The 24,270-nt window shown below is 40.9% G+C and carries 23 protein-coding genes, 2 pseudogenes and 2 riboswitches; of the genes and pseudogenes, 6 read left to right on the forward strand and 19 right to left on the reverse strand.

Annotated elements, in window-relative coordinates:
• Nucleotides 1–34 precede the first annotated feature (34 nt).
• The 7 genes from AB5Z12_RS00840 to AB5Z12_RS00870 form a co-directional block, all read right to left on the reverse strand.
• Nucleotides 35–835, reverse strand: a complete 801-nt coding sequence (locus AB5Z12_RS00840; RefSeq protein WP_368357264.1) for a hypothetical protein — start codon at nucleotides 833–835, stop codon at nucleotides 35–37.
• A 93-nt stretch (nucleotides 836–928) separates the two neighbouring features.
• Nucleotides 929–1,327 carry an arsenate reductase ArsC gene (locus tag AB5Z12_RS00845; RefSeq protein ID WP_148462061.1) on the reverse strand — a complete coding sequence of 133 codons (399 nt, stop codon included), beginning with the start codon at nucleotides 1,325–1,327 and terminating at the stop codon, nucleotides 929–931.
• A gap of 25 nt (nucleotides 1,328–1,352) precedes the next feature.
• Complete coding sequence (locus AB5Z12_RS00850) at nucleotides 1,353–2,009, reverse strand: thymidine kinase (RefSeq protein ID WP_173718908.1); 657 nt, start codon at nucleotides 2,007–2,009, stop codon at nucleotides 1,353–1,355.
• Nucleotides 2,010–2,071: 62 nt separating this feature from the next.
• A complete protein-coding gene (locus tag AB5Z12_RS00855; protein ID WP_148462059.1) occupies nucleotides 2,072–3,004 on the reverse strand; it encodes a DUF1848 domain-containing protein in 933 nt (310 codons plus the stop codon).
• Between the two features lie 44 nt (nucleotides 3,005–3,048).
• Complete coding sequence (locus tag AB5Z12_RS00860; RefSeq protein WP_148462058.1) at nucleotides 3,049–3,528, reverse strand: pyridoxamine 5'-phosphate oxidase family protein; 480 nt, start codon at nucleotides 3,526–3,528, stop codon at nucleotides 3,049–3,051.
• A gap of 434 nt (nucleotides 3,529–3,962) precedes the next feature.
• On the reverse strand, nucleotides 3,963–4,247 hold the full coding sequence (locus AB5Z12_RS00865; protein ID WP_195590824.1) for a hypothetical protein: 285 nt from the start codon (nucleotides 4,245–4,247) through the stop codon (nucleotides 3,963–3,965).
• Between the two features lie 178 nt (nucleotides 4,248–4,425).
• Nucleotides 4,426–4,959, reverse strand: coding sequence for a TetR/AcrR family transcriptional regulator (locus AB5Z12_RS00870; RefSeq protein ID WP_148462057.1), 534 nt, complete (start codon nucleotides 4,957–4,959; stop codon nucleotides 4,426–4,428).
• Nucleotides 4,960–4,965: 6 nt separating this feature from the next.
• Between AB5Z12_RS00870 and AB5Z12_RS00875 the strand changes: the two genes are divergently transcribed.
• The 4 genes from AB5Z12_RS00875 (at nucleotide 4,966) to AB5Z12_RS00890 (ending at nucleotide 8,107) form a co-directional block, all read left to right on the forward strand.
• A complete protein-coding gene (locus AB5Z12_RS00875; RefSeq protein WP_173717345.1) occupies nucleotides 4,966–5,457 on the forward strand; it encodes a hypothetical protein in 492 nt (163 codons plus the stop codon).
• A 159-nt stretch (nucleotides 5,458–5,616) separates the two neighbouring features.
• Nucleotides 5,617–6,447, forward strand: a complete 831-nt coding sequence (gene eutJ / locus AB5Z12_RS00880) for an ethanolamine utilization protein EutJ (RefSeq protein WP_118584025.1) — start codon at nucleotides 5,617–5,619, stop codon at nucleotides 6,445–6,447.
• Nucleotides 6,448–6,804: 357 nt separating this feature from the next.
• Complete coding sequence (locus AB5Z12_RS00885; RefSeq protein WP_187564839.1) at nucleotides 6,805–7,098, forward strand: autorepressor SdpR family transcription factor; 294 nt, start codon at nucleotides 6,805–6,807, stop codon at nucleotides 7,096–7,098.
• A gap of 169 nt (nucleotides 7,099–7,267) precedes the next feature.
• Nucleotides 7,268–8,107: an SdpI family protein gene (locus tag AB5Z12_RS00890; protein ID WP_272111256.1), complete on the forward strand. Its 840-nt coding sequence runs from the start codon at nucleotides 7,268–7,270 to the stop codon at nucleotides 8,105–8,107.
• A gap of 103 nt (nucleotides 8,108–8,210) precedes the next feature.
• On the opposite strand, the gene AB5Z12_RS00895 is transcribed toward AB5Z12_RS00890, so the two are convergent.
• The 3 genes and pseudogenes from AB5Z12_RS00895 to AB5Z12_RS00905 all read right to left on the reverse strand — a co-directional run.
• Nucleotides 8,211–8,684, reverse strand: coding sequence for a DUF1897 domain-containing protein (locus tag AB5Z12_RS00895; RefSeq protein ID WP_118584022.1), 474 nt, complete (start codon nucleotides 8,682–8,684; stop codon nucleotides 8,211–8,213).
• Nucleotides 8,685–8,726: 42 nt separating this feature from the next.
• A pseudogene (locus tag AB5Z12_RS00900) lies at nucleotides 8,727–8,915 on the reverse strand (DapH/DapD/GlmU-related protein); the annotation flags it as partial.
• Nucleotides 8,916–9,110 (reverse strand): annotated as a pseudogene (locus tag AB5Z12_RS00905) (DUF6444 domain-containing protein); the annotation flags it as partial.
• 282 nt (nucleotides 9,111–9,392) lie between these two features.
• On the opposite strand from AB5Z12_RS00905, the gene AB5Z12_RS00910 reads away from it, so the two are divergent.
• Together AB5Z12_RS00910 and AB5Z12_RS00915 are read left to right on the forward strand one after the other, a co-directional pair.
• Nucleotides 9,393–10,031 carry a DUF3786 domain-containing protein gene (locus AB5Z12_RS00910; RefSeq protein WP_148462054.1) on the forward strand — a complete coding sequence of 213 codons (639 nt, stop codon included), beginning with the start codon at nucleotides 9,393–9,395 and terminating at the stop codon, nucleotides 10,029–10,031.
• A complete protein-coding gene (locus tag AB5Z12_RS00915) occupies nucleotides 10,018–10,191 on the forward strand; it encodes a hypothetical protein (RefSeq protein WP_173717288.1) in 174 nt (57 codons plus the stop codon). The genes AB5Z12_RS00910 and AB5Z12_RS00915 overlap by 14 nt, the downstream gene beginning before the upstream one ends.
• A gap of 158 nt (nucleotides 10,192–10,349) precedes the next feature.
• Here AB5Z12_RS00915 and AB5Z12_RS00920 read toward each other — a convergent pair whose 3' ends face one another.
• From AB5Z12_RS00920 to AB5Z12_RS00960, 9 genes are all read right to left on the reverse strand, one after another.
• Nucleotides 10,350–11,792 carry a hybrid sensor histidine kinase/response regulator gene (locus tag AB5Z12_RS00920; RefSeq protein ID WP_226815851.1) on the reverse strand — a complete coding sequence of 481 codons (1,443 nt, stop codon included), beginning with the start codon at nucleotides 11,790–11,792 and terminating at the stop codon, nucleotides 10,350–10,352.
• Nucleotides 11,793–11,846: 54 nt separating this feature from the next.
• Nucleotides 11,847–13,217 (reverse strand): transporter substrate-binding domain-containing protein, encoded by a 1,371-nt coding sequence (locus AB5Z12_RS00925; protein WP_226815850.1) that lies wholly within the window; start codon nucleotides 13,215–13,217, stop codon nucleotides 11,847–11,849.
• Between the two features lie 200 nt (nucleotides 13,218–13,417).
• A riboswitch (cyclic di-GMP riboswitch) is annotated at nucleotides 13,418–13,493 on the reverse strand.
• A 151-nt stretch (nucleotides 13,494–13,644) separates the two neighbouring features.
• Complete coding sequence (locus AB5Z12_RS00930; protein ID WP_173717290.1) at nucleotides 13,645–16,596, reverse strand: response regulator; 2,952 nt, start codon at nucleotides 16,594–16,596, stop codon at nucleotides 13,645–13,647.
• A gap of 5 nt (nucleotides 16,597–16,601) precedes the next feature.
• The gene (locus tag AB5Z12_RS00935) at nucleotides 16,602–17,876 is read right to left on the reverse strand and encodes a hypothetical protein (protein ID WP_368357262.1); all 1,275 of its coding nucleotides are present in this window, start codon (nucleotides 17,874–17,876) and stop codon (nucleotides 16,602–16,604) included.
• 81 nt (nucleotides 17,877–17,957) lie between these two features.
• On the reverse strand, nucleotides 17,958–18,446 hold the full coding sequence (locus tag AB5Z12_RS00940; protein ID WP_368357261.1) for a hypothetical protein: 489 nt from the start codon (nucleotides 18,444–18,446) through the stop codon (nucleotides 17,958–17,960).
• Nucleotides 18,430–20,628 (reverse strand): ATP-binding protein, encoded by a 2,199-nt coding sequence (locus AB5Z12_RS00945; protein ID WP_368357260.1) that lies wholly within the window; start codon nucleotides 20,626–20,628, stop codon nucleotides 18,430–18,432. The genes AB5Z12_RS00940 and AB5Z12_RS00945 overlap by 17 nt, the downstream gene beginning before the upstream one ends.
• Nucleotides 20,612–21,427, reverse strand: a complete 816-nt coding sequence (locus AB5Z12_RS00950; protein WP_195379707.1) for an ABC transporter substrate-binding protein — start codon at nucleotides 21,425–21,427, stop codon at nucleotides 20,612–20,614. The genes AB5Z12_RS00945 and AB5Z12_RS00950 overlap by 17 nt, the downstream gene beginning before the upstream one ends.
• Nucleotides 21,428–21,553: 126 nt before the next feature.
• Nucleotides 21,554–21,629: riboswitch (cyclic di-GMP riboswitch) on the reverse strand.
• A gap of 193 nt (nucleotides 21,630–21,822) precedes the next feature.
• Nucleotides 21,823–23,430, reverse strand: coding sequence for a DNA mismatch repair protein MutS (locus AB5Z12_RS00955; protein WP_173717294.1), 1,608 nt, complete (start codon nucleotides 23,428–23,430; stop codon nucleotides 21,823–21,825).
• A gap of 123 nt (nucleotides 23,431–23,553) precedes the next feature.
• Nucleotides 23,554–24,000 (reverse strand): hypothetical protein, encoded by a 447-nt coding sequence (locus AB5Z12_RS00960; RefSeq protein WP_237925831.1) that lies wholly within the window; start codon nucleotides 23,998–24,000, stop codon nucleotides 23,554–23,556.
• Nucleotides 24,001–24,270 lie beyond the last annotated feature (270 nt).

Below are 24,270 nucleotides of genomic sequence, written 5' to 3' on the forward strand. Positions count from 1 at the left end.
CCTTTGGAAGATTGGTTCTCTTAAAGAATGAACTTCACGGATTCAGGTTAGTTGCTAAGTCTCTTGGTGTGGTGGTACTGTTACCAATGGACTTAATGGGAGCCGCATAGCCTTCTGGTTCAACAGGAGAATCATCCCAGCCATTTGCAAAGGAATATAAGACCAGTCCCATCTTCCCGAACAGTCGTTCCAGGAAATCTGGATCTGACGTTGCAATTTTCCCAATGGTTTTGATCCCATAACGGTTTAACATCGTTCTGGTAGATCTTCCGACATACAAAAGGTTAGCTGCAGGAAGATTCCAGACGATACTCTGGTAATTTTCTTTATGAAATTGGGTGATCGCATCTGGTTTTTTATAATCGCTTCCAAGCTTAGCAAAAATCTTATTCCACGAAATCCCGATACTGACTGTGATCCCCAATTCCTTTTTTACACGGCTTCTAATCTCATCTGCAATCTTTTTTTCATCCCCTTTTAAGGCGGTACTTCCAGTCACATCCAGCCACGCTTCATCACATCCATAAGGCTCCACCAGATCGGTATACTCTCCATAAATCTCCCGCAGCATGGAAGAAAACTGTAGATAAAGCTCCATTCTGGGCGGAACAACAACCAGATCCGGACAGGCACTTTTAGCTTGCCACAAAGCCTGTCCTGTCTTTACCCCCTTTTGCTTGGCAGTATAATTTGCTGTCAGAACAATCCCACGTCTGGATGCCTGATACGCTTTAATCGCAGGCTTGTTCAAAACTCTGGACCAGTACGCAGCGATCTGGTAATGTGCAGACCCACATACAGCCTCCATGTGATATGATTTCTTCTGGTATTCCACACCTTTCCATGATTATTGGCAGACGTCTTGGTATCCAGATTATCAAGCATGCTTCATCTATCTGTTCCTATCAAAATATCGTTTTGCAAGTTATCAAGACGCATTCTTCTTTAATTCAAGGATTTTCTTCCTGATTTCTTCTATAACTAATTTAAACGCCTCATCGTTTTTTCCCGTTGGATCTTCCAGTCCCCAGTTATCGTCAAAAGGCCTGTCAATAAACGGACACCCTACATTGCATCCCATGGAAATCACGATATCAGGAGTTGGAATATCGCGAATCAGTTTGCTGTACTGACCATCTGCTTCCATATCTATTCCATATGACGTTTTCATAATCCGGACTGCATCCTGATTGATCTGCGGTTTTGTCTCTGTGCCGGCAGAATAGCTTTCAAATATATCAGATGCCAGATGCTTTCCGAATGCTTCTGCTATCTGGCTGCGGCATGAATTATGGACACAGATAAAAGCTACCTTTTTCTTACTCATAGAAGAGTCCCCTTTCTCTTATATCTTACTCCTTTTCCATAATTTTACAGTTCCTCCTGGTGCTCGTTTCATTTTCTGCTCCAGCTTCTTTCCATAATTTTCCTTCTTTGTAGTGCTTCCGGCAAAGCGCCACATAGCTTTCATTGGAGCCAAGCATGATCTGCGCACCCTCCCGTACAATTTCTCCATTTGCATACCGGGTATTACACTGTGCACGTTTTCCACACCAACAGACAGTCGGTACTTCCTCAATGACATCTGCAATCTCCATCAGACGTCTGGAGCCAGGAAATAAGCGGTTGCGGAAATCGGTGCGCAGTCCATAGCAGATCACTGGAATATTATAAAAATCCACAAGGTCGGACAAAGTGTCTATTTCCGCTTCCGAAAGGAACTGCGCTTCATCCACCAGAACTGCATCCACTTTCTTTCCCTGATACCGGTATTCTGTATTTTCTTTTTTCCAGATCGTAGAGATCTCTTTTAAAAATTCATCCACGTATTCTGCTGAAGCAGATAATCCCATACGAGACTGGATCTTGCGTTCTCCATCCCGGCTGTCTGTTCTTGGTTTTAACAAAACGGCATACTGACCGCGCTCTTCGTAGTTATAACGGACCATTAGTATGTTTGCTGATTTCGAGCTTCCCATTGCTCCGTAGCGGAAATATAATTTTGCCATTTTCAGACTCTCCTTATGCTCAGTGTTCTTTCAAAAGCTTTTCCATATAGCTTTTCCTTCTATCAATCAAATTTCAGAACCAGTTGTCCGTCGATCCAGCTTTTCTGATCCGCCTGATGTATTTTATCATCCGCTTTTAAATTTCCAATCAAAAACGGGGATTTCGGATCATGCAAAGCATAATTCTGACGAACCGTTTTGGTATCGTAATTAGCATAACAATATTTACATCCATGAAGACAGGTATTATATGCTCCAATATCATTTCCCATAAAACAGGCACATTCTTTCCGTAGTGGCTGCTTTTTCGGTATATCCAGCGTGGTATGGAGGGCTTTTTCGTATGTTTCCTGTGTCATACAGCCATTGCAATCTGCCCCATAACAGGCTAATTCTGTTCCTTCTCCACAGGGATATACTTTCATTCCATGTGCCGCGGCTATCTGTATCATGGTTTTCCCAAGTGACAGACGTTTTTCTTTTGGTACAGCTTGGGCTTCCGGAAAATTTCTTCTCACTTTCTGGTACAGGTCGATGAAACTGATCACGCAGGTATGGGTATAGCCCTCAAGGGCCTGTGCGATCTGTGTAAACTTTTGGATATGGACCTCTGGCGTATAAGTCTCATTCAGGAATATAGGGTCATAACGCCATCCCATGGAATCCGGTCCTGTAATCTCAGCCAGTTGCCGAAATGTATCTATTACCGTTTCTACATCTGGAACCAGAGGCTCTATTTCTTTTCCATAAGGGGTAATGGTAACGAACCAGTACATTCCATATGTTTTCAGTAAATCCATGTGTGAAAGCATAGGCGCCGGATTTTTCGAGCAGAACGCAATCAGATCTACCACAGAAGGCGAAAAGGTATATCTTGTTACCTGCTGCGGCTGGTATGGATTCCGAACCATCACGTAGCCCTCTTTTATTCGGTTACACAGCCATTCCGAATAAAACGCCGGGATATCCGTCCGCATACCGGTCTGAATAATCATAAATGTGTTCCCTCCTTTTTTATGTCAGCAAACTCTCTTACACATTATTTCTCATTTACAAGCTTCCCTGTCATATGCTCAATTCTGATTGCAAATAGCTGGACACGACTTCTTGCAGAACCATTCATTTCTTTTTCTACTTCTTCTACTGTAGGGTAATATTTTTCTGCCAGTTTTCGAAGACGGTCTTCTATAATCTTGGTATCTGTGATAAGTTCTGCTTTTCCAAACACAACAACACTTGTGGCATTCCACTCCCAGTGCCCTTCTTTTTTGAAACCCTGGTTCCAGGTTGTCAGACACACTTTATTACATTTCTGGATTGCATCCATCTTGTGTCCTTCTCTGGCTCCATGAAAATAAATCGTATGATCAGCCTCTTCATAGTAAAAATTAATTGGAATGGTATAGGGATACCCTTCATCACCAATTACAGAAAAAGCAGCTCTTTTTTCATCTTTTAATATTTTTTTACATTCATCTTGTGAAACCTGTTGCTTAAATCTTCTCATCTCGCGAAACATAAGATATCCTCCTGCCAATTATTTTGCTTTTCAATGGAATCTCATTTTTTAGATTACATTTTGATTAAGGCAAACTCCATTTTTCATCTATATAGATTACCAGACAATTCAATTGGAAAGAATCACATTCAGAGCAGTTCCAGTTTTTCTCAGAATTGCTCTTTTTGTTTGCTCTGAATCTGATACTTTCCTAATGAATTGTACCATATGCAAATAGAATTTACAAACATTTGTTCTACTTATTTTCAAAAAATAGTGCGCCTAGCTCATCACTGAAGTAACGAGAATGCGACGCACAGTTTTTCAAAACTTTATCCATATGTTTTCCCTGTAACTTTCCAAAAATATTTGAAAAGGGACTGTTTCCAGCCCCTTAATTTCTGTAAATTTCCTTACAGATATGAACAACATGACAATTTGTGCCCCGGATATCTTTAATCTGCATACCACGATGGTTCATTTATATACCGAATAGTTCTTCTCCAGGAGCATGTCTCGCACTTAAAGCATCCCATTTCGGTTCTTCCATCGCTATATTCAACACGTCGCTCCTCATGTGGTTCAATTGTTCTATGAGTGAAGCAGAAATGCTCTTTATTATTTATTGATTGTCCGTCACATTGGATAATTATATCTAAAAAGTTTACAGCTTCTGTAATGTCTTTAAAACCATTAATTTCCTCAGGTTCAGGATCCTTAAAGGGTAAAATACGTGGCATTTATTTCTTTGTCTATTACTTCTTTATGGCCTGTTGCCTTCACTGCTTTCTGTGCTGCAAATACTGCACCGCAGGTTTCACAGTATCTTCCTTCCGTTAATCCATCTTCTGTGCAGATCGCTGCTACTTCTGACAGGTTTTTGTCAGTCCTTTTATACTTATATAATTTTCAAAATATTTACTTTTCTGCCAAAACTGATTCAAATCCTTCTTCTGCTTTTCTTACTGTGTCTTCTATGATTTTCTCTGCAATTGGTTTCAGATCCATTTTTAAGATCTGACCTATTACTTCCTCTTGTTTGGCTTCCGGTACTTTATATAAGGTAAAGCAGCATTTCAGTAATCTTCTTAATTTGTTTTCCATGGTAAAATAGAGGTCGCATTTTTTTGCCATAAATCCTCTGGTGATTCCGGCAGAGGCAATGTCCATTTCATAAAAATCTTTCAATTCTGCTTCTTTTATATATTGTGAAAAAATATGCTGAATCTTCTGCGCCGTGCTCATATAAATATATTCTGAGGTAGTAGGAAGAGAATATCCTACCACATATAATTCCCTCAACGGTTCTGACAATTCGGCTATGTACATCTGTATCGAAACTTCTACTCCATAGACAAGCAACGGATCCGGGGTTTCCCCTAATAATTTCTCAGCCTTATCAAACTGGCTTCCAAACATTGTTTTGACCAGGGTAAGCAGCAAGGTATTCACAAGTATATGCGAAGCAGTAATGTTCCGTATCAGGATATGCTTGCATTGGTGGAAAGGCATTTTTCTGTACTCAGGCAAAATTCTATGCGGTACTACTCTATATTCACGGAAAAAGGGCTGCTGGATCTTTTCAACAGCAATGTTATTGTAGATTTACCGCCTCAGTTTGTACCTCCTCTTGAGCACGAAGACATTCTTGCCATGCTCAGGCAGCTGCGGTCAGATATTGCAAAGGATAATATTTGTGGCCTTATCACCCGCCCGACACAGCTGAAACTTCCTGACTATCTGTCTATTTCTGTCAGTGCGCAAAACAAGATTAATATTTACCCGACAAACGCTTTTTTATTTGGCACATATTGTTGTAATATTCATATTTCAGACGAATCATTGTGCCGGATCTTTCAGGATTTCGTTCAGTCACTGCCAGGAAGTCCTATGGTATATTCAAAGGAGGACTGTTTAAAGCTACTGGATCAGCTTACTTTGCCATTTTAATTTACGCCGGCAATGAGCCATATTCCGGGCAAAATTATTGTTTTTTCGCCTTTTTTCATATATAATAAATACATTATCGCTGCGAATCACTGCAAAATATGAATGTATCAGTACACTGATTCACAGCTTCCAGATTTATTAGAAATGGAGTGTTCGGATATGGAACTAAAAAACAGAACTTTATCAAATTTTGCAGAACTGGTACGCACTGGTGAATGTAAAAAATTCAGAGGGCGTTTGAAGGTAGGCGTGGATCTTGGTACTGCGAACACGGTTCTTGCAGTTGTAGATAGTACGAATCGTCCTATTGCCGGTGTCTCTGCACCCTCCCATGCAATCCGTGACGGTGTTATTGTGAATTATTACGAATCTGTTCAGCTGGTTACAAAATTAAAAGAAGAACTGGAAGAAAAGCTGGGCACGGAGCTTCTCTATGCCGCTGCTGCCATTCCTCCGGGAGTTTCAGAAGGCAGTGTGAAGAGCATTGGATATGTATTGGAAGGTGCCGGTTTCGAAGTAACCAACATTGTTGACGAACCTACTGCGGCCGCTGCTGTATTAAAGATTACCGACGGTGCAGTTGTAGATGTGGGCGGCGGCACAACCGGCATCAGCATCCTCAAGGATGGCAAGGTAATCTATACGGATGACGAGGCAACTGGGGGCAGCCATATGACGATGACAGTTGCCGGTCATTACCGGATTCCCTACGAAGAGGCAGAGGTTCTGAAGACCACTCCGGAAAAAGAGAAGGAAATTTTTCCGGTTATTAAGGCAACGGTTGAAAAAATGGCATCCATTACCGAGAAATTTCTAAAAGGCTATGAGATACCTGCAGTTTATGTGGTAGGCGGCTCTGCAAGCTTTCAGGAATTTACCAGCGTGTTTGAGAAGAAGCTGAACCTTCCAGTTTACCGGCCGGTTCATCCCCTTTTGGTCACACCGCTTGGAATCGCTTATAACTGCCAGCTTCCACAAAAAGCTCGCTGATTCTAATAACAAAAAGCTCTATCGTATTTTGATCTGTCCAAAAGTTAGATTTTTGGTGCTTCAAAATACGATAGAGCTTTTATGTTGCAAATAAGTGAATTTCAGTTTTCTAGTATGGCTCACGCCCTGCCAGGCATTCACTTTTCAGGAGACGTTTGACAATAATCTTCTCCGGATGGGCAAGGATGGCGGCATCAAACAGATCTGTTTCTGCAGAACAGGGAAAACCATGCTTCTGTCTTTATTTGCTACCCAGGCAGTTTTTTGAAGTAACTGGTTCTTGACACATGATATCCCTTGCATTATAATACGTTTAACAATTAGGTTAAATGTTAAATAAAGGGGTGTGATGAATTTTTGGGTATACAGGATACATTAAAAGCACTGGCAGATCCAATACGACGTGAGATTTTGAACTTATTGAAGAATGGGCGGCTTTCAGCCGGAGAAATATGCGCACATTTTTCAGTAACGGGAGCATCCATATCAAGACATCTGGCAATATTGAAGGAAGCTGATTTGATCCGAAACCAAAGAGAAGGAAAGTTTATTTATTATGAATTAAACACTTCCGTATTGGAAGATGTCATGCTGTGGATCACAAATTTGAAAGGAGCATCAGACGATGAAGGAAATGATAAAAAAATATAGAGGTTCATTAATCAGCTCTATACTGGTAATTTTTGTAGGAGTCCTGGTCGGTTTTACGAGTACACACGGTAAATGGATAAATGTATTTTTTGTAGTAACGCACTGTATATTTGTAGCAATCATATTTTATGATAACAGAAGCCGACAACAGAGCCCTAAAGTTATAGGAATGGCTATATGGATGATACCTGTTATTACATTGCTCTATAATGGCATTGCCAGATTGGTAAATACCGGGGCAGATATGGAGAACCTGTTTATGGCATTCATGTATTATGGAACAGGCTTACTGTTCATGGTTATAGGAAATTATCTGCCAAAGGTAAAACAGAACCATACGATAGGGATCCGGGTTATATGGACATTGCAGGATGAAGAAAATTGGAATGCAACTCATAGATTCAGTGGAAAACTATGGATGGCATCAGGTATTCTGTGTATGCTTTGTGGTCTTTTTGAGGAAAGTATGGCTGCTCTTGTTTTGTATATCGTAAGCATTATGGCAGCTGCAATCATCAGCATTCTCTATTCTTATCTCTTTTATAAGAAAAAGATAGCGACCGGAGAAAAATTAAAAATTCAGTATAACAAAAAAACAATTGGAGTATCAGGTATCATAGCCATTTTAACCATTATATTCGGTATATGGACGTTGTTTTTGGGAAGTATTGAGATTCGTTTCGAGGATAAAGATTTTACCATTGAGGCACAAGGCTGGAGCGATTATACAGTAGACTATACGCAGATTGACAGTATCTCATATGAAGAAAATTCATCTCAGAGCTGGAATGATTATAGAACCAATGGTTTAGGAAATCTTAAATATGCTATGGGAAATTTTAGAAATGATGTCTATGGAGATTATATCCGGTATACCCATTCATCCTGTCATTCATATGTAGTCATGAGTATAAATGGAAAAATATTGGTCGTAAATGGTGCAAATGATTCAGCGACAAAGGAAATCTATCATACTATTAGCGAAAAGATGTCAAATGAATTAGAATAACATCAGTTACAAAAAAGCTTGACCACAACAATTCTGCAAATAAAAAAGAAACTGTCGGATAATTCCAGGCAGTTTCCTTTTTTACATATATCAGATACTATATTTATTTACAATTATTTTCAATCATGTCAGCTTTTTTGTTTCTCCCCATCAGCCGATAGTATTTACACCATAATCGCAGCGATTGCAAAGGAACGATTTCTGTTCCAAGTGTCATTCGTTCCACGATTTGTTCTTTGTCAAGAGAACAATCATAAACCTTCCCTTCGCTTACAATAGAAAATCCAGCCATAACGTCAATATCTACAGAATCAATGGTGAATTCCATGAATACCTTTGTACGATACATTGGATCAGAAGCAGAAGCCGGTGCGTGAAGTTCTCCCATTTCTGATAAAATTGTTCGGACCTGTTCAGCATCATGAACAGAGACCATTAAATCAATATCATGAAATTCTGAAATAATACCTTTAAAGTACAGCAGCATAGATGCGCCTAAAGCCCACTCTATATTTGCCTCATTAAATCGATGTGCAATTTTCTGTAGTAATTCAATTTTCTTCCGTATTTCAGGCATAATACCTCCCACTTATATATTTATCTGGATAAAACATGTTTGTTACTGATTCCTACGGATCACTCTGCAAGGACTGCCTGCAGCAATCACATTGTCGGGAATACTTTTTGTTACAATACTGCCTGCTCCAATCACAACATTATCTCCGATAGTAACTCCTGGTAAAATAATAGCCCCGCCACCAATCCATACATTATTTCCAATGATAACTGGTGCTGTTTGTGTTTTACAATCATGCTTCTTAAGTCCGTCAGATAAAGGTGGCTTGGAACTGTTTTTTGAGTTTTTGTTTAACTGCTCTTTCAGTTCTCGGATGGTCTGGTTCAGACTTGTAATCTCAGCAGAAAGCTCAGCAATGCGAGCACTTTGTTCTTCGTTTTGCTTCATCAGAAAACGAACGAATTCTTCTGTGATATTAACTGGCATTCAGACCACCTTCTTTCCGCGATTTTTTATATTTCTATTGTAACGGAAATGCCGTAAAAAAACCAGTCAGACAAAAAAGATACTTCCTTAATCCAATCCTCTAACGCCAGACCCTCTACAGAACTCTCGCGTATTATTCGTTACTACTATTATCCCTCTGATCCTCATTACAGCCATTGTTCCTTTGACCTGCTATAACAAAATGGCACAAAAAGCATTGATTTTATAGACCAATTAGTCTATTCTAAAATAACTACAACAAAAATATTCTTGGAGGGGTATATGACGAAAGCTCTGACTAATTATGATAAAATAAAAATTTCTACAGCACATGTTTTCCTGCAATATAATCAGGCTACAATGATACATAAATATTCATTAGATTACAATTCTGACTGGTTATATATTACTTTTATTAACCGTACCTATCGTATTAATCGAAAAACGGGAAGTGTTCAGTGGTCAGATAATGATTTTGAAATAATTCATGAAGCCAATCACAATGAAGCAATGACTATTTATGATGTTTTATGTTATTCAAAGGATAGATGCCATCTGTCACATGAATTTATAAACATAAACAGCCTTTCCTCTGTCCGAACAGGAAATCTCTCAACGAGCAGCGGATTTTTTCAGAATACCGCTGACTTTTTTAACGGAAAAACCGTTGAATTGCGTAATGCCTGTATAGCACTTTCCGGAAAGGAACTGGAAAAAGGAGATGTTGCTTTTAAATTAAATCTTTTTCCTTTTTTGCCGATTATCATTCGTTTCTGGGAAGCTGATGATGAGTTCCCGGCAAGTCTTCAAATTCTTGCAGACAGGAATACTTTAGATTACATGCATTATGAAACGCTTATGTTTGCACTTACACATCTGTTTTCCAGACTGAACGAGGAAATGCGAAATGAAAAAAGGTGAAGAATCCAGACAACTCCTGATTGAGTGTGCGGCTGAATTATTATGGAAAAATGGATATTCTGCTACTGGAATCAGCGAAATTCTCAAACAAACAGACCTTCCAGTAAGAAAAAATATGATTGAAATGTACCTGGAATACCGGTCATATCATGGCATCTGAAAGGAACTTATGTAAGTTCTGAAAAAATATTTTTGGGGAGGGAATCCTCCCCATTCTTATATCGTGGTACTTTCAAAGATTAAATTGTTAAAGCGCTCTTTAAAGAAAAAAGTCCTATGCAATTTTCCAGAGTGGCACTCCATTAGTATAACATGCAATTAATATTTTTCCTGCTGCCTTATTACTTCTGATAATATTGACAGCAGCTTATCAGCCTGGACTGGCTTTGCTATATGTTCATTCATTCCGGCTGCAATAGCCTCCCGCTTATCTTCCTCAAATGCATTTGCTGTCATTGCAATGATTGGTATACACGCCTTGTCCTTATCTGGTAAATTTCTGATTTCCTGTGTTGCCTTATAACCGTCCATTTTAGGCATCTGGATATCCATGAGGATCACATCATATGTTCCAACCGGCATTTGCATTATCCTGTTTACACACTGGATACCATCCTCCACACGTTCTGTTTTAAGACCTGCACGCTCAAGTATTGCTTCTGCAATCTCTGCATTCAGATCATTGTCCTCTGCCAAAAGGATATTCCTTCCCTCAAGTATTTCACTGCAGGATTCTGGATTTTCAGCATGTTTTTTTACATAATAGCTTTCATCCGCTATCCTGTGTTTCAGTGTTACAGTAAAAGTGCTGCCCTTTCCAAGCTCACTCTCCACATCGATTGTTCCACCGAGCAGATCAACATATTTCTTTACGATTGACATTCCAAGTCCGCTTCCTGTGATTTTGCTCTTCGTGGTGTTTCGTTCACGAGTGAATGCTTCGAAAATTTTTGACAGATAATCCTGGCTCATACCAATTCCGGTATCGCTCACCCTGGTCCTTACAATCATGTACCCAGGCTCCTCGCAGGGTAATTCATCTATATCTACCATAACAGAACCACCGGCTGGAGTATATTTTATGGCATTACTCAGGATGTTGACAAATATTTCTTTTACCTTGGTAGTATCTGTCAGTATATTTTCATGTTCTACATTTATTGTGTAATGAAGAGCAAGATTCTTTTTCTTTGCTTCATCCTCAAATATTTCAAACAGAGTCTGCCGGATATCCTCAATCCGTCCATAGTTCTCATCAATTTCCATCCTTCCGCTCTCAATCCGAGCCATATCAAGTACATTATTTATGATTGACAGAAGAAGGTTTCCTGACTGCTGAAGTTTTTTTAAATGTTCTGAAGTTTCAGGCAAATCCTTTCCTTTCAGTTCATTCTCCATAAGCTGTGCATAGCCCAGAATTGCATTCATAGGAGTACGGATGTCATGTGACATATTGTTAAGGAAACGAGTCTTTGCCAGATTAGCTTCTTCTGCTTTTTTCAGAGCGATTTCCAACTTGTCATTAAGCTTTTGTGTATCATTTGCAGCAAGCTTTGCGACAGCTTCTGCTTTCCTTGCCTTCCGTAAAAGTACGAGGATAATACTAATGATAGTGAGTACAAAAAATCCTGCCGTAGCAAAAAAAGCAAGCATATTGTCTTTTACAAAATCCAAAAATGTTACCTTATCTGCTGTACTGTCATAAATAGCAAGTGCACTTGTAAGCATGTCAGACGGCATAGCCTTTAAGGTTTTATTCAATATTGATAAGAGGGTTCCCTCTCCACTTCTAACTGCAAAGCATGCCTCCATTGTTTATGTAAGTGGAATACTCTTGAAATTTTGACTGTTATCATATATTAGTGCCTGACTTGCGCCCATGAGGAAACAGTCTGCTTTTTCATGAATGACCATATCTGCTGCATCGTCAAGCGAATCACAATCTATAAGCTTCCATTGGGGATAACTGAATGCAATATGCTGTTTTAAGGCATATTTTTCCCTGGGCACAGCTACAGTATACACCTTATTCTCATCAAATTTTTCCTCATCTGTTACCGCCATCAGGCTGTAGGTCCAGGCTGTGTTTGTAAGTGTATATCCGTTTTTTTCTGCAAAATATGGATTCCTGCCAGCATAAAAAATCATGTCAATCTCTCGTTCTTGTAAAGCCTGAAGCATTTCATCATATTCATCATATTCCTGTATATTAAATTCCAGTATCTGATTTCCCAGACAGTCTTTGGCATAAGAGAAATATTCTGCCAGCATACCGGTAAGTTTTCCAGTCTCTTCGTCCAGGGAAAATACTGCCGCATCATTACTCAGAAATCCGATCCGGATCCCATCATGTTCTTCCAACCAGGACTTTTCTCCGCCTGTAAGACTTTGACAATAATCAAGCGTAAAATACTTTTTATACAGATCCGCCTTGAAAAAAGGACTATCCTGATCCAGCTGACGCATAGCCCAGTCCAACTCTGTCTTGATATCGCTGCGCTCTTTATTTATTACAAAATATATGCCGGATTTACCAATCGTGGTAACGGATGATATTCCCTGTTCAGACCAGATGGATTCCTCCAGAGATACAAAACAATCGATTTCATGATTCGCTAATTTCTTTTCGACATCATCATCACTATTCACATTTACATGTTTTGTATGTATGCCATTCTTATTTTCCCATTCTGTCAGCATGATTTCAGGCTCAGTCCCCATGAGCACACCTACACGTTTCCCATCCATAGACTTGAAATCAGACGTCCCAATATCCGTATCCGATAAATCAGCATAAAGGATATATTTTTCCTCACCCATGGGTTCATCCGGGAAAAGCATCTTCTGTGCACGTTCATCGGTGTAAGAAATATCGCCCATGATATCAATCTCACCATTTTCAAGCTTATCAAAACAGTTGGACCAGTCACATTTCACATACTCAAATTTCCATCCGGTATAACCTGCCAGAGCCTGCATGAGCTCGTAGCCATAACCTCGTCTGACACCGTTTTTATCGACATAATTAAAGGTATCCTCAAATGAGCCGACACGGATGGTCTGTGGCTGTTTTTCATCATTATTCGTTTCAGCAGCCTGGCAGTGTACCGATAACATCATCCACATTCCCAGGACCACAAATATACATGCAAATAGTACGGCTGATTTTTTTCTACTTTTATCCATATTTTTTATTTCCTTCATCCGTTTGTGTTTTATGATGTTCCAAACACCAGGTCAAAAACAGCAAGTATTGTTTTTATATCAATCGGTTTTGCAATATGTGCATTCATCCCTGTTGCTGTGTACTGCTGCTGTGTAATTTCCATCATCTCTGCAATGCCCCGGGTGATAAAAACGCTGCCAAACAGGCAGCGCATCTCATTTCATGCAACTGGCTGCCATTTTACAGGCCCTGTAGCTTTGCGTCGCAGACTTTCATCTGTTTTGCCGATTTCCATATTAGAGCATTTAAAATTATACAAAAAAACTGATTTTATTATACTCCCTTGCTCCACTTTACACAAGAAAAATCTCACCGCTTTAACGCTTAAAAATAATTTGAAAACCTGCTAAAAAGTTGTTAACCGAACTTCTTAGCAGGTTTTTATTACTAATCTGTCAGATTATTTTGTAATGTACTGATCAATTCCTCTATAACGATTGGCTTGGATAAGAATCCATTCATACCGCATTCCAACGCTTTCTTTCTGTCCTCGTCAAAAGCATTGGCCGTCATGGCAAGGATGGTGATTCCTGCCAGTGCCGGATCCCTAAGGGCACGGATCTGCTTCGTGGCCTCATATCCGTTCATTACCGGCATCTGCACATCCATCAGCACCAGATCATAACCGCCCGGTTTCGACCTCTTGACCTTCTCTACTGCCTCTGCCCCATTTTCTGCAGTATCCACCAGGAAGCCATATTCATTAAGGATCTCCACCGCAATTTCACTGTTCAGCTCATTGTCTTCCACAAGCAGTATACATCTGCCTCTGAAATCTGAGCATGCCGCCGGAAGAACAGGCTTCTCCTGCTCAGCCTGATTCTGGCCAATGGCAGTCATCAGGGTATCTCTGATATCGGACATAAACAGAGGTTTCGCACAGAATGCAGTTACTCCTGCAGCCCTGGCTTCCACTTCGATGTCTGACCAGTCATAAGCAGTCAGAATAATGATCGGTGTATCGTCACCAAGACTGCGGATCTGTCTGGTGACCTCAATACCATTCATATCCGGCAGTCGCCAGTCGATGATATAAGCATGGAAGGCATCCCCAAGCTCCATAGACTGTCGTGCACGCAGAACAGCCTCCTTACCGGAAAGTGTCCATTCCGAACGCATTCCAACCCTCACAAGTATTTTTGTCACGCTGTCACAGGTATTAAAATCGTCATCTACAACCAGAGCCTTAAGACCTTCCAGCTCTATGATCTTCTCTATACGTTGGTGCTCAGGCTGAGTCCGGAATGGCAGTCGGACGATAAATTCGGTACCTTTCCCCTGCTCTGTCCGGACCTCAATGGTGCCGCCCATCATATCCACAATATTCTTGGTGATGGCCATACCAAGTCCTGTACCCTGAGTCCTGCTTACAGTGGAAGTCCGCTCCCTCTCAAAAGGAGAAAAGATCTTCTGTACAAATTCCTGACTCATACCGATTCCGTTATCCTTCACCCGGATCTCGTACAGTTCACTGCCTCTTTGGAGACCCGGATACTGTTTCAGCCGGACAGAAACGGTTCCGCCAGCAGGAGTAAACTTGATCGCATTGGACAAAAGATTCAGCAGCACCTGATTCAGTCGTGTCTTATCACAATAGACATCCTCATTTGTCACATCCATGGCATCCATATAAAGCTCCAGCTGTTTCGCATGGATCTGCCCGCTGATGATCGTCTTCAGATCATGAAGCACATCCGACAGACTGACCTCCGTTTCTTCCAGATGGATCTTTCCGCTCTCAATCCGGCTCATATCCAGGATATCATTGATCAGGGAAAGCAGATGGTTACTGGAGGAAAGGATCTTTCCCAGATAATCCCGAACCTTGTTTTTATCATCAATATTGCTTACAGCCAGTGTGGTAAAGCCGATGATCGCATTCATTGGTGTCCGGATATCGTGAGACATGTTGGAAAGGAAGGTACTCTTGGCCCTGTTTGCTGTCTCCGCCGCACGGACTGCCTCAGAAAGTGCCTGGTTCATTTTCCAGTCCGAGGTACGGTCCGACAGAACCAGGATGTATTTCTTTTTTCCATTTACCTCACTACCCATTGCAATATTATGGAACCAGCGTTTTTCCCCTGTTTTCTGATGAACATATTCAAAATCCCATTCTCGCTGTTCATGAACCTTGATTTCTTCCAGATAATTTTTCTCCGGATCTTCATGTTCCGCCGGATGCAATTTTCCCAGAACACGAATATCTCTACGAATCTGTTCTACCGTAATACCCAGCAGATTTTCCGCATTTGGGCTGACGTAATCTGCCTGATATGTTTTTGCATCCAGCATCAGAAAGACATCATCCACGTTCATTGAAAGCTTTTGAAACAGCTCATCCCGGTACCGGATCTCCGTATCCTTTCTTCTGAGATTTGTCCTGCTTTTTTGAATAATAAGACTGATAAGAAAAGCAGCAATACAGAACACGACCGCACCAACAAGAAGCATTGTACTGCTCTGCAGGCTGTTCATACTGGCATTGACAATATCTGCCTGTACAAGTCCCAGAAATACCCAGTCCTGAATATCTGATTTTTCATAGACCAGATAATAGTTCCTTCCATCCAGATTTACCAGCATCGCACCAGTATGTCCTGCTTTAAACTTCTCCGAAAGCTCATTGACCTCTTTTTCAGACATATCAGAATGCTCTCTCAGAACACCGAAGAAATTATATACATTCCCCCATAACTCAGAAGAATGATCGATCACAACACGGCCATCCGGATGAACAATAAAACTCTGTGCATTTCCATTGAAAGCAGAAATATCCAGTACATCTACGATATTAGAGTTTTCATAAGCAATGGCGATGGCATCATATTCAAATCCCTGATAGTTTCCATGAGCCTTGGGAGTGGCAAAAACAAGCAACTGGGATTTTCCCGGAACTGCTGCATTTGATATCACATCATTTCCCTGCCGGATGTCCTCTTCAATATTTTCCTGTAATCCAAGGTACCCGGTTTCCCCTGTCACCATCTTATAGTTCCCGTCGGCTGACAGAAAAAAGAAATCCAAAAATCCGGCATCTTCCTGCGCATTCTTTATATAATTACGGATTTCATCTTCGCTTGAGGTATTCTGCAGATTCTCACCCCAAATATGGAGATAAGTCAGGTTCTTATCTGTCAATTCCCTTAACATATTATCAGACTGATGAAAAACCTCCGTCAGATGGGAAACACTTTCCTCATAAATAGTTTTCGACACAAAGTCAAAATATCGGAAAACCATCAGAACAATTCCCAGTAAAACAGCTGTAAAGACAGCGATCCGGAATCGTTTTCTCCTAACAGTCTTTTCTCTGCCTTTGTTATGCTTCTTAATATCCATTCTTCTCACCTCAGAGTCATGTAGTCTTCAGGTTCTGCAAGAATGGCATCACCATCTGAAATATATCCTGTCCAGGTATCTTTCACAAAGGTGTCTTCTCCCTCAAACGCAATATTCTCATCTGTGGGATAGGCTTCCATGTGTTTTGGTATCGCAAGGCAGGTTACCGTGAATGTATCCTTGTCCTGAACTTTTTTTCCGTCTTTTGTAACTTTACTCAATGTATAGCCATCATCCGTTTCTTTGACTTCCACGGAAATGCCGCTGACCACAGGCAGAGAGCCACGGTTAAAGGGAATGAAACCTCCCTGATAGCCTTCTACAAAGTTTCTGACCAGTTCTGTCAGTTCTGCCCCGCTTATCCTGCAGCTATATGCCGAAAGACTGTTTGGCATGATCATGTCTCTTGCCATTTTTTCTGTATATCCAGCTTTCAGCACGTTTCCCGTAAAGCTGTTTCCGGTTGCGATTAGCACATCCGTTCCATAAATACCACGCAGAGTGTTTGCCATAACCGAATAAGCCGCATTTCCCCCACTGCTATGAAAACGGTTGGAATAGGATTTCTGTGAATCCAGCACGGTATTCTCTGAAGCAGATTCTTCCGCAAGAAGCTGGGAATTAAATGACTGATATGCCTGCTTTGCATCGTATTCTCCTGAAATCATCTTAGACACCACATCCTTGGAAACGGAGAAAAAGTCATTTGACGCAATGCGAATATACATATGGTTTTCTTCGATCACAGGTTTCACATCCTTCAGATACTCCGTAAGCCTGAAATCCACATCCTGGCTGTAGCTCAACAGATCCTGTCCATCACTAATGATCCGGTTCTGTGCCTCCGCTGAAAACATTGTTTTCAATACCTTCATTGCTTTCTTTCGGCGGGCTTCGTCCTGTGTCAGGTCGCGGTTTAAGGCCACCTGAAAATATGGGGTCGTCATCAGCCACTTTTCGCCATTCTCCTGAAAGAATGGCAGAAATGTTGTGTTAATGCCCTGATCCTGAAACATTTTTACACCAGCTGAGGTGCCAAAGTACATGGCAAGCTTACCACTCTGGTACATCTCAACGATATCATCATAATTCATATCCAGATCATCCTGGTTCAGCCCTGTATCCTGGATAAACTGTTCCATACGTTCAAAAGCCTGCGGCCAGACGGTACCATCCAGACCCTCTCTCTTTGTATTATCCGGGTCACTGTAGGTGGTGCGCCACTTGCGTCCGTCTACAGAAGACAATTCTGATGCAGACAGACCCTGCAGTGTTTCCATACAGGTATAATCGTAATAATAGTCTGCAGTAAAGCCACGGATTCCCACCTCGTCAAATGCCTGGCAGGCAGAAACGAAGCTTTAATAATCGGTTGGCAGCGGAATTTCATACTTTTCAAAAAGGTCCTTGTTGACCACAAAACCATGGGCATCCGCGCACACGGGAAGCCAGTTTACGCTGCCATCCTCGTTCATAAAACTGCTGAGGTAGGTATCATAGACAGCACCTGCCTCATTGGTTGTGGAAAGATCCATCAGACTGTCCTTCAGCGGACTTGCGTCATGCAGGGAAAACCGGCAGCAGGTTATAATATCCGGTAAACCACCGTTTTCATCAAGAAACTTATAAAAATCCAGATCATTATTGCCGACTACAAATTCAACATTGATATCCGGAAGCTGTTCCTGGATGTATGGTGCATATTTATCATACAGGCTGGTGCTCCATAAATACACTGTGATGGTTTCTGCATCTTCTTTTTCTGCAATTTTTCTGCCGCAGCCTGACAAAAGTGATGTGCCTGTCGTCATCACCAGAAGTACAGCAAGTAACTTATTCCGTTTTTTCATTATGACTCCCCCAGAAATTGTGTTTCATCAGTTTATGAATTACCTTTATCAATAACTTTCCATCAACAGGCTTTGCTATATGTTCATCCATTCCTGCTTCTTTTGCCCTCAGTCTGTCCTCCGTGAATGCATTTGCTGTCATTGCAATAATCGGTATTGTCTTTGCGTCCTCTCTGTCCAGAGACCTGATCATCTTTGTAGCTTCATAACCATTCATGACCGGCATCATAATGTCCATAAGAATGACATCAAATTCACCAGGTTTACTTTTTCTGAATAGCTCAACAGCTTCCTGTCCATTCCATGCTTTCGTCACCACAGTGCCTTCATTCTGGAGCATAAATTCTGCAATTTCCATGTTTAGCTCATTATCTTCTGCCAGAAGAATATGTAGCCCCTTTATAGATTTTTCTGATACATCCTTCTGTTTTTCACGTTTATCCGCATTCATATCTATTTTGAACGGAACCCGGATCACAAAGGTGGTGCCTGCGCCCTCTTCACTTTCAAAGGTAATGGTTCCACCCATTTTCTCGACCAGATTCTTTGCAATCGGCATTCCAAGTCCTGTTCCGGCAAATTTTGTGCGGCTTCCTGTGTGTTCCTGTGCAAATGGTTCAAATACACATTTCTGGAACTCCTCAGTCATTCCGATTCCGGTATCCCGGCAGACAAATTCCATTGTGGTCATTCCCGGCTGTTCGGATGGGATTTCCATGCAGCTGATATAGATATGTCCGTTTTCTCTGTTATATTTCACCGCATTGGACAGGATATTCATCATCACACGTTTCACATACCCCGGACTTCCAATAAAATCCCGGTGTGTGATTTCTTTTTTCTCCCACTCGATCCGGATATTCTGTTCTGCAGCCATCTGCTTGATCACAGCAAATACTTCCCTTGAAATACTGCTCAGATTAAATGGAATCTCTTCCAGAACGATTTCGCCTGACTCAAGCTTACTCATGTCCAGGATTTCATTTACCAGTTCCAGCAACAGATTGGACGCCTTTTTCACCTTTGTCCTGTATTCCGTCTGTTTCTCCAAATCACCTGCATAATGTTCTGCCATATTGACCATGCCGCAGATTCCATTGATCGGAGTCCGAATATCATGGCTCATCCGCTGGAGAAATTCTGTTTTTGCCTCATTGGCGGCTTCTGCCTTTTTTGCTGCTATCAGAAGTTCTGCTTTATATTTTTCATCTTTTTCCTGTTCCTGTTTCCGGTGCGCCAGATTGGTTCTGTATGTCCAGAACCAGAATATACTGAACATCAGAAAATAAAGAAAAATAACACTTATCACACTTAATGGAAGATTATGGAACACTTCTGTATCCGGAAGATATGCATAAATATAGTAATCCCTCTGCTTCAGCATGATTCCGTAGCATCCTGTTCCTTCATTCTTCAAATGATAAATGTGCTGACTGTCTGTATGCCTCTTCATTGCCTGAACAACTTCGTTGTCAGCCGTATTCTGCCCCAACAGGCTCTGATCATTGCTGGCAACAACAATCCCCTCGTCTGCAACAATAATCGTTCCATCTTTCTGGATACTATAACCATTTAAAAGCCCTTGTATCGTCAGTGTATAGTTTCTGGCAAATTCAGGAGGTGTGTAATAGTAGATTGCCACAATACCCGGTGCATCTTTTCTGGCACAAGCTGCAATATCAATATAGGATCCGTCTTCCCTGGCAAACCGTTCTGAATAAGATCTTTCTTCATATCCGGTAAAATCCATGATAATGTCTTTTTGCAGATACTCCGTAATCTCATCGGTCAGAGACTCATCCGTACTGTATTCGCAGTCCGTCTTTCCCTCTGTATCCAGTACAATGATACCATCCACCCAGAGAGTCTGCAGGTTTTCTTTCAGGAACTCCCGGCTTAGCTGCCCGCCGTTTTCTGTCTCCATTTTAATATTTGTACTCATCTGTCTGGCACTTTCAATGGCACGGAGGAGGCTTTTGGATTCCGAAGATTCATTATAATGGGTGTAGGTGGAACACTGCACTTTGACATAATTTACAATCTCTACCATTCTTTTCTCGGCTTCCGTTTTTTCTGCATGGAAAAAATAAAACAGTGAACCTACAGCCACACAGATTCCAAACAGACCTCCAATCAGCTGGATCCGTTTTTCTTTTGTCTTCCTCTTAATATCCAAGATCATCCACCTCCAGATATTTCTGGGGATCATCCAGATATTTTCCAATAATTTTCAGGGATGTGCCATCCTGACGCATTTCTTCCAGCGTCTGGCTCATCTGCTCACAGATTCCTCTGTCATCATCTTTTGCAAAAGCGACACCTATTCCAGTGATCATCAGAGGCTCTTCCAGGATACGAAAGCTTGCGTCATAATCCTTCATATACTGGACAACAGATTCCTCATGTGCGGCGACTGCATCTACATATCCTTTTCCCAGAAATGTATAAATCAACTCCCGGTGTCCGAGACTGATCAGATTTGCCAGTTTTGGGATTCTATCATCTGTCCGGTCCAGAAAAATGCCTTCCGGTTTGGTTGTGGACTGGACAGCCAGGTTCTTTCCCTCCAGGTCACTCAGTTTATAAATATCACTATTCTCATTTACAGCGACCACCTGACGGCTTGCTATATATGGTCCCGCCCAGCGGTAACCATCAAGACGCCCTTCCATGGAAAAACAACCCATGATACAGTCAATCTCTCCGCTCTCCACCAGTTCTTTTTTCTTCTCCCAGTTGATCTGGGCAACCTCCACCTGATATCCCATTCTTTTGAAAGCTTCTGTAGCCAGTTCTACATCTATGCCCGTCGGTACGCCATCCTCGTTCAGATAATTGTATGGCGGATAGCTGTCACTGCCGAGGGTAATAACGGGCTTTTCTGTTTCTTCTTTCGTGTTATCTGTGTTTTTACACCCTGCCAGGGTGACTGCTAAAATTCCCGCAAGCAGAATGCCTGCAATCACTTTTTTTCCTTTCATTTTCTGTCTATCCTAACTATCCTTCTCGTATTTTTCATATCTGATTCCCTGCCATAAAATTATTATTGTTACGTCTATGAAATAACACCGTAAAAAAACACTGTCTCACAGACAGTGCACCTCAGTTCATGCAACTGGCTGCCATTTTACAGGCCCTGTAGCTTTGCGTCACAGACTTTCGTCTGTTTTGCCGATTTTCTTATTATAGCTTTTAAAATTATGCAAAAACCTATTTTATTATACTCCATTGCTCTACTTTACACAAGAAAAACCTCACCGCTTTAACACTTAAAAATTTAAAAAAAGAACAGCCGATACATATACTCGAACTGTTCTCCTTCTTCCGAAGTCCACGCAGCATTGACATTACTGTTTCCAGACATGATCTGCTGCATTTATAAGGCATCCCAGATTCCTTTATTTTCAAAATTAAATGCCGCATTTCGTGCATCCTCTACAATTTCCTTGTCATAACCTAACATATCCAAAAGCTGAATCGCATTTCGGGATGTGGCTCTTCCCTTTTTCAGGATATAGGAAAATACCACCTCTTTTTCCTGTACGTCTTCCTCAAAATGATAGTTTTCATACTGGGAATCCAAAATGTACGACAGTTCTATGTCATGAGTAGCTGCAAAAGGCAGCACCCATTTTTGCCGAAGTGCATTTAAAATTCTGGATGAAGCAGCAATCCTCTCAACCGTATTTGTACCTCGAAGCACTTCATCAATAATACATAAAAGTGGCTCCCTTTTCTTACTTTCTTCCAATATTCGTTTCAGCGACTTGATTTCTACAATAAAATAGCTCTCTCCACTCTCTATATCATCCCGCAATGCCATAGATGTCATAACTTTCAAAAACGGTGCCTGGTAGGATGAACAAGTACAGGTAACAAGCGTCTGGGCAAGAATACTGTTCATTGCAACATTTTTTAGGAATGTAGATTTTCCGGATGCGTTAGAACCGGTTACCAAAGTTCCTCCGGCTACTTGAAAGCTATTGGCAACTGCCTCCTGAAGCAGTGGGTGATACAGATCTTCTACAGCCATTTCAATCTGCGTGACACCACTTTCCCAGCTTTTAAACTCAGGTTTGCACCAAAGCGTAAGAAGTTCCCGAAAAGATGCAATGGAAATACACGCATCCAGTTCTCCAATATTATCAATAAGCTTCAAAATAGAGTCCGTTTTGTCCTGAATTTTTTTCAAAAGACCGTTATAAACCAGAATGTCTATATGAGTCAGCATTCTGATATAGTCCATAAGAATCTGTGCCGGATCTCCTCCATCTGTATTTTTACTGGTCAAAAAAATTGCTTTCCGGTTAAGACCCTTAAACACCGCTCTGGCTTCTGCAATAGCAGACATCTGCTTTCTTGTTTCTGACCATTGCACATTCTTTATTTTTTCTGCAACAGATAACATTCGAAGCAAGTGTGCATAACAATCCAGGTAAGCTTCAATTAATTTTCGGTCATTGCCTGCATAATAAATTGTAATATTTGTTATCATTAAGACTATGAAGCAAAAAAAGCCAACTACTGGCTTCACAGGTAAAAGCACTGCAACATTCAACACCAGCAGTATCAACATAAACCAATGGATTCCTGTTTTTACCTCAGAAGAACTTTTAAGAGCCAATACCGTATCCGACAAAGAACCTAATCTCGTTTTTCCAATCTGCGACAGGAGCAGCTGCATATGCTCCCGTTCTTTTTCATGTTGGGAAAAAAAATCTATCAACTCATCTCTTTTGTCTATTTCAGCCTGAGAAAATACAGGTCTTCGCATCATATCATAAAGCACATCTTCCCCAGGAGAAGAAATCGTCTGATTTACCATCTTATAAAGGCGATCCATATCCAGATCATTCCAGGTAATATCATCTATTGCGAAACCTTCTTTTTCTCTTCGTCTAAAATAATGGGAAATCTGCTCAATGTCACCAGGCTCATATTGTCTGGTATACGGCTTCCCCCAGTTTCTTCGAATTTTAGTCAAGATACGCTTTTTATTTTTATAATTTTCATATATAATCCATAAAACAAATAGCAAAAGGCATACTGCTATTGTCAAGATTACTGATACATATGGATTCATTCCGCTTTCACCTCTTTTATGTAATCAATTCAATAGAATTGTATTTTTTAGTTCTCTTGCCGCAGCTCCCATAGGATGCTGGCTGTCATACACCAGGCAGATCTGGCGCTCCGGAATTTCATCTTTTAATGGAATCTGTACGATCTCTTTTTTCAAAAGGGAAGGTGCGGCCATTGGCTGGGGCAAAAAGGCAAACTTATCTTTTTTCTCTGTATAACAAATTTTTATCCATTCATCATCTGCATCTATAATCTTGCAGGATAATTCAGTTTTTTCCGCAAAACTAAAAATGAACTCTGATCTGATAATACATTGTTTTCCTACAAGATCATTAATCAGCTTTGACATATATGCCACTCCTCTCTGCTTTTTCTCCAATCGTTTTACTTTCGTTTCCAAACGCTTTACTTTTCCCGGATACGCTGAATAACAAAGTAGCAGCAACAATGCTACAATCCCAAACCATTCCATCTCTTTCTCCTTACAGCATTTTCATATTCTACAAGTCGTAAAACTTTATAATTGCTCTTCAGCTTCCATCCACATCAATACTTTTTACAATGCGGACAATGCCATGCACGTTGTTCTGCTGGATATGGCAAAATAATAACAATCTTTCTGAAAAAAATCCTTTTATACCTGTTTTCTTTATTCCGTATCAGCCGTAAATTCATATGAGTGTAATCCACCTTGTGCAGGTCCTTCTACCTTGAAATCATATCACACTCTCCGTCATATTTC

The sequence above is a fragment of the Ruminococcus sp. RTP21358st1_G6_RTP21358_211008 genome, assembly GCF_040908885.1.
GTDB lineage: Bacteria > Bacillota > Clostridia > Lachnospirales > Lachnospiraceae > Blautia_A > Blautia_A faecis.

What these genes read in the sequence shown, in the direction of transcription:
- AB5Z12_RS00845 (WP_148462061.1), bottom strand. Translation starts at nt 1,327, where the DNA reads ATGAGTAAGAAAAAGGTAGCTTTTATCTGTGTCCATAATTCATGCCGC.
- AB5Z12_RS00850 (WP_173718908.1), bottom strand. Translation starts at nt 2,009, where the DNA reads ATGGCAAAATTATATTTCCGCTACGGAGCAATGGGAAGCTCGAAATCA.
- AB5Z12_RS00855 (WP_148462059.1), bottom strand. Translation starts at nt 3,004, where the DNA reads ATGATTATTCAGACCGGTATGCGGACGGATATCCCGGCGTTTTATTCG.
- AB5Z12_RS00860 (WP_148462058.1), bottom strand. Translation starts at nt 3,528, where the DNA reads ATGTTTCGCGAGATGAGAAGATTTAAGCAACAGGTTTCACAAGATGAA.
- AB5Z12_RS00865 (WP_195590824.1), bottom strand. Translation starts at nt 4,247, where the DNA reads ATGCCACGTATTTTACCCTTTAAGGATCCTGAACCTGAGGAAATTAAT.
- AB5Z12_RS00875 (WP_173717345.1), top strand. Translation starts at nt 4,966, where the DNA reads ATGCGAAGCAGTAATGTTCCGTATCAGGATATGCTTGCATTGGTGGAA.
- eutJ (WP_118584025.1), top strand. Translation starts at nt 5,617, where the DNA reads ATGGAACTAAAAAACAGAACTTTATCAAATTTTGCAGAACTGGTACGC.
- AB5Z12_RS00890 (WP_272111256.1), top strand. Translation starts at nt 7,268, where the DNA reads ATGGCTATATGGATGATACCTGTTATTACATTGCTCTATAATGGCATT.
- AB5Z12_RS00895 (WP_118584022.1), bottom strand. Translation starts at nt 8,684, where the DNA reads ATGCCTGAAATACGGAAGAAAATTGAATTACTACAGAAAATTGCACAT.
- AB5Z12_RS00910 (WP_148462054.1), top strand. Translation starts at nt 9,393, where the DNA reads ATGACGAAAGCTCTGACTAATTATGATAAAATAAAAATTTCTACAGCA.
- AB5Z12_RS00915 (WP_173717288.1), top strand. Translation starts at nt 10,018, where the DNA reads ATGAAAAAAGGTGAAGAATCCAGACAACTCCTGATTGAGTGTGCGGCT.
- AB5Z12_RS00925 (WP_226815850.1), bottom strand. Translation starts at nt 13,217, where the DNA reads ATGGATAAAAGTAGAAAAAAATCAGCCGTACTATTTGCATGTATATTT.
- AB5Z12_RS00930 (WP_173717290.1), bottom strand. Translation starts at nt 16,596, where the DNA reads ATGGATATTAAGAAGCATAACAAAGGCAGAGAAAAGACTGTTAGGAGA.
- AB5Z12_RS00935 (WP_368357262.1), bottom strand. Translation starts at nt 17,876, where the DNA reads ATGGAAACACTGCAGGGTCTGTCTGCATCAGAATTGTCTTCTGTAGAC.
- AB5Z12_RS00940 (WP_368357261.1), bottom strand. Translation starts at nt 18,446, where the DNA reads ATGAAAAAACGGAATAAGTTACTTGCTGTACTTCTGGTGATGACGACA.
- AB5Z12_RS00945 (WP_368357260.1), bottom strand. Translation starts at nt 20,628, where the DNA reads ATGATCTTGGATATTAAGAGGAAGACAAAAGAAAAACGGATCCAGCTG.
- AB5Z12_RS00950 (WP_195379707.1), bottom strand. Translation starts at nt 21,427, where the DNA reads ATGAAAGGAAAAAAAGTGATTGCAGGCATTCTGCTTGCGGGAATTTTA.
- AB5Z12_RS00960 (WP_237925831.1), bottom strand. Translation starts at nt 24,000, where the DNA reads ATGGAATGGTTTGGGATTGTAGCATTGTTGCTGCTACTTTGTTATTCA.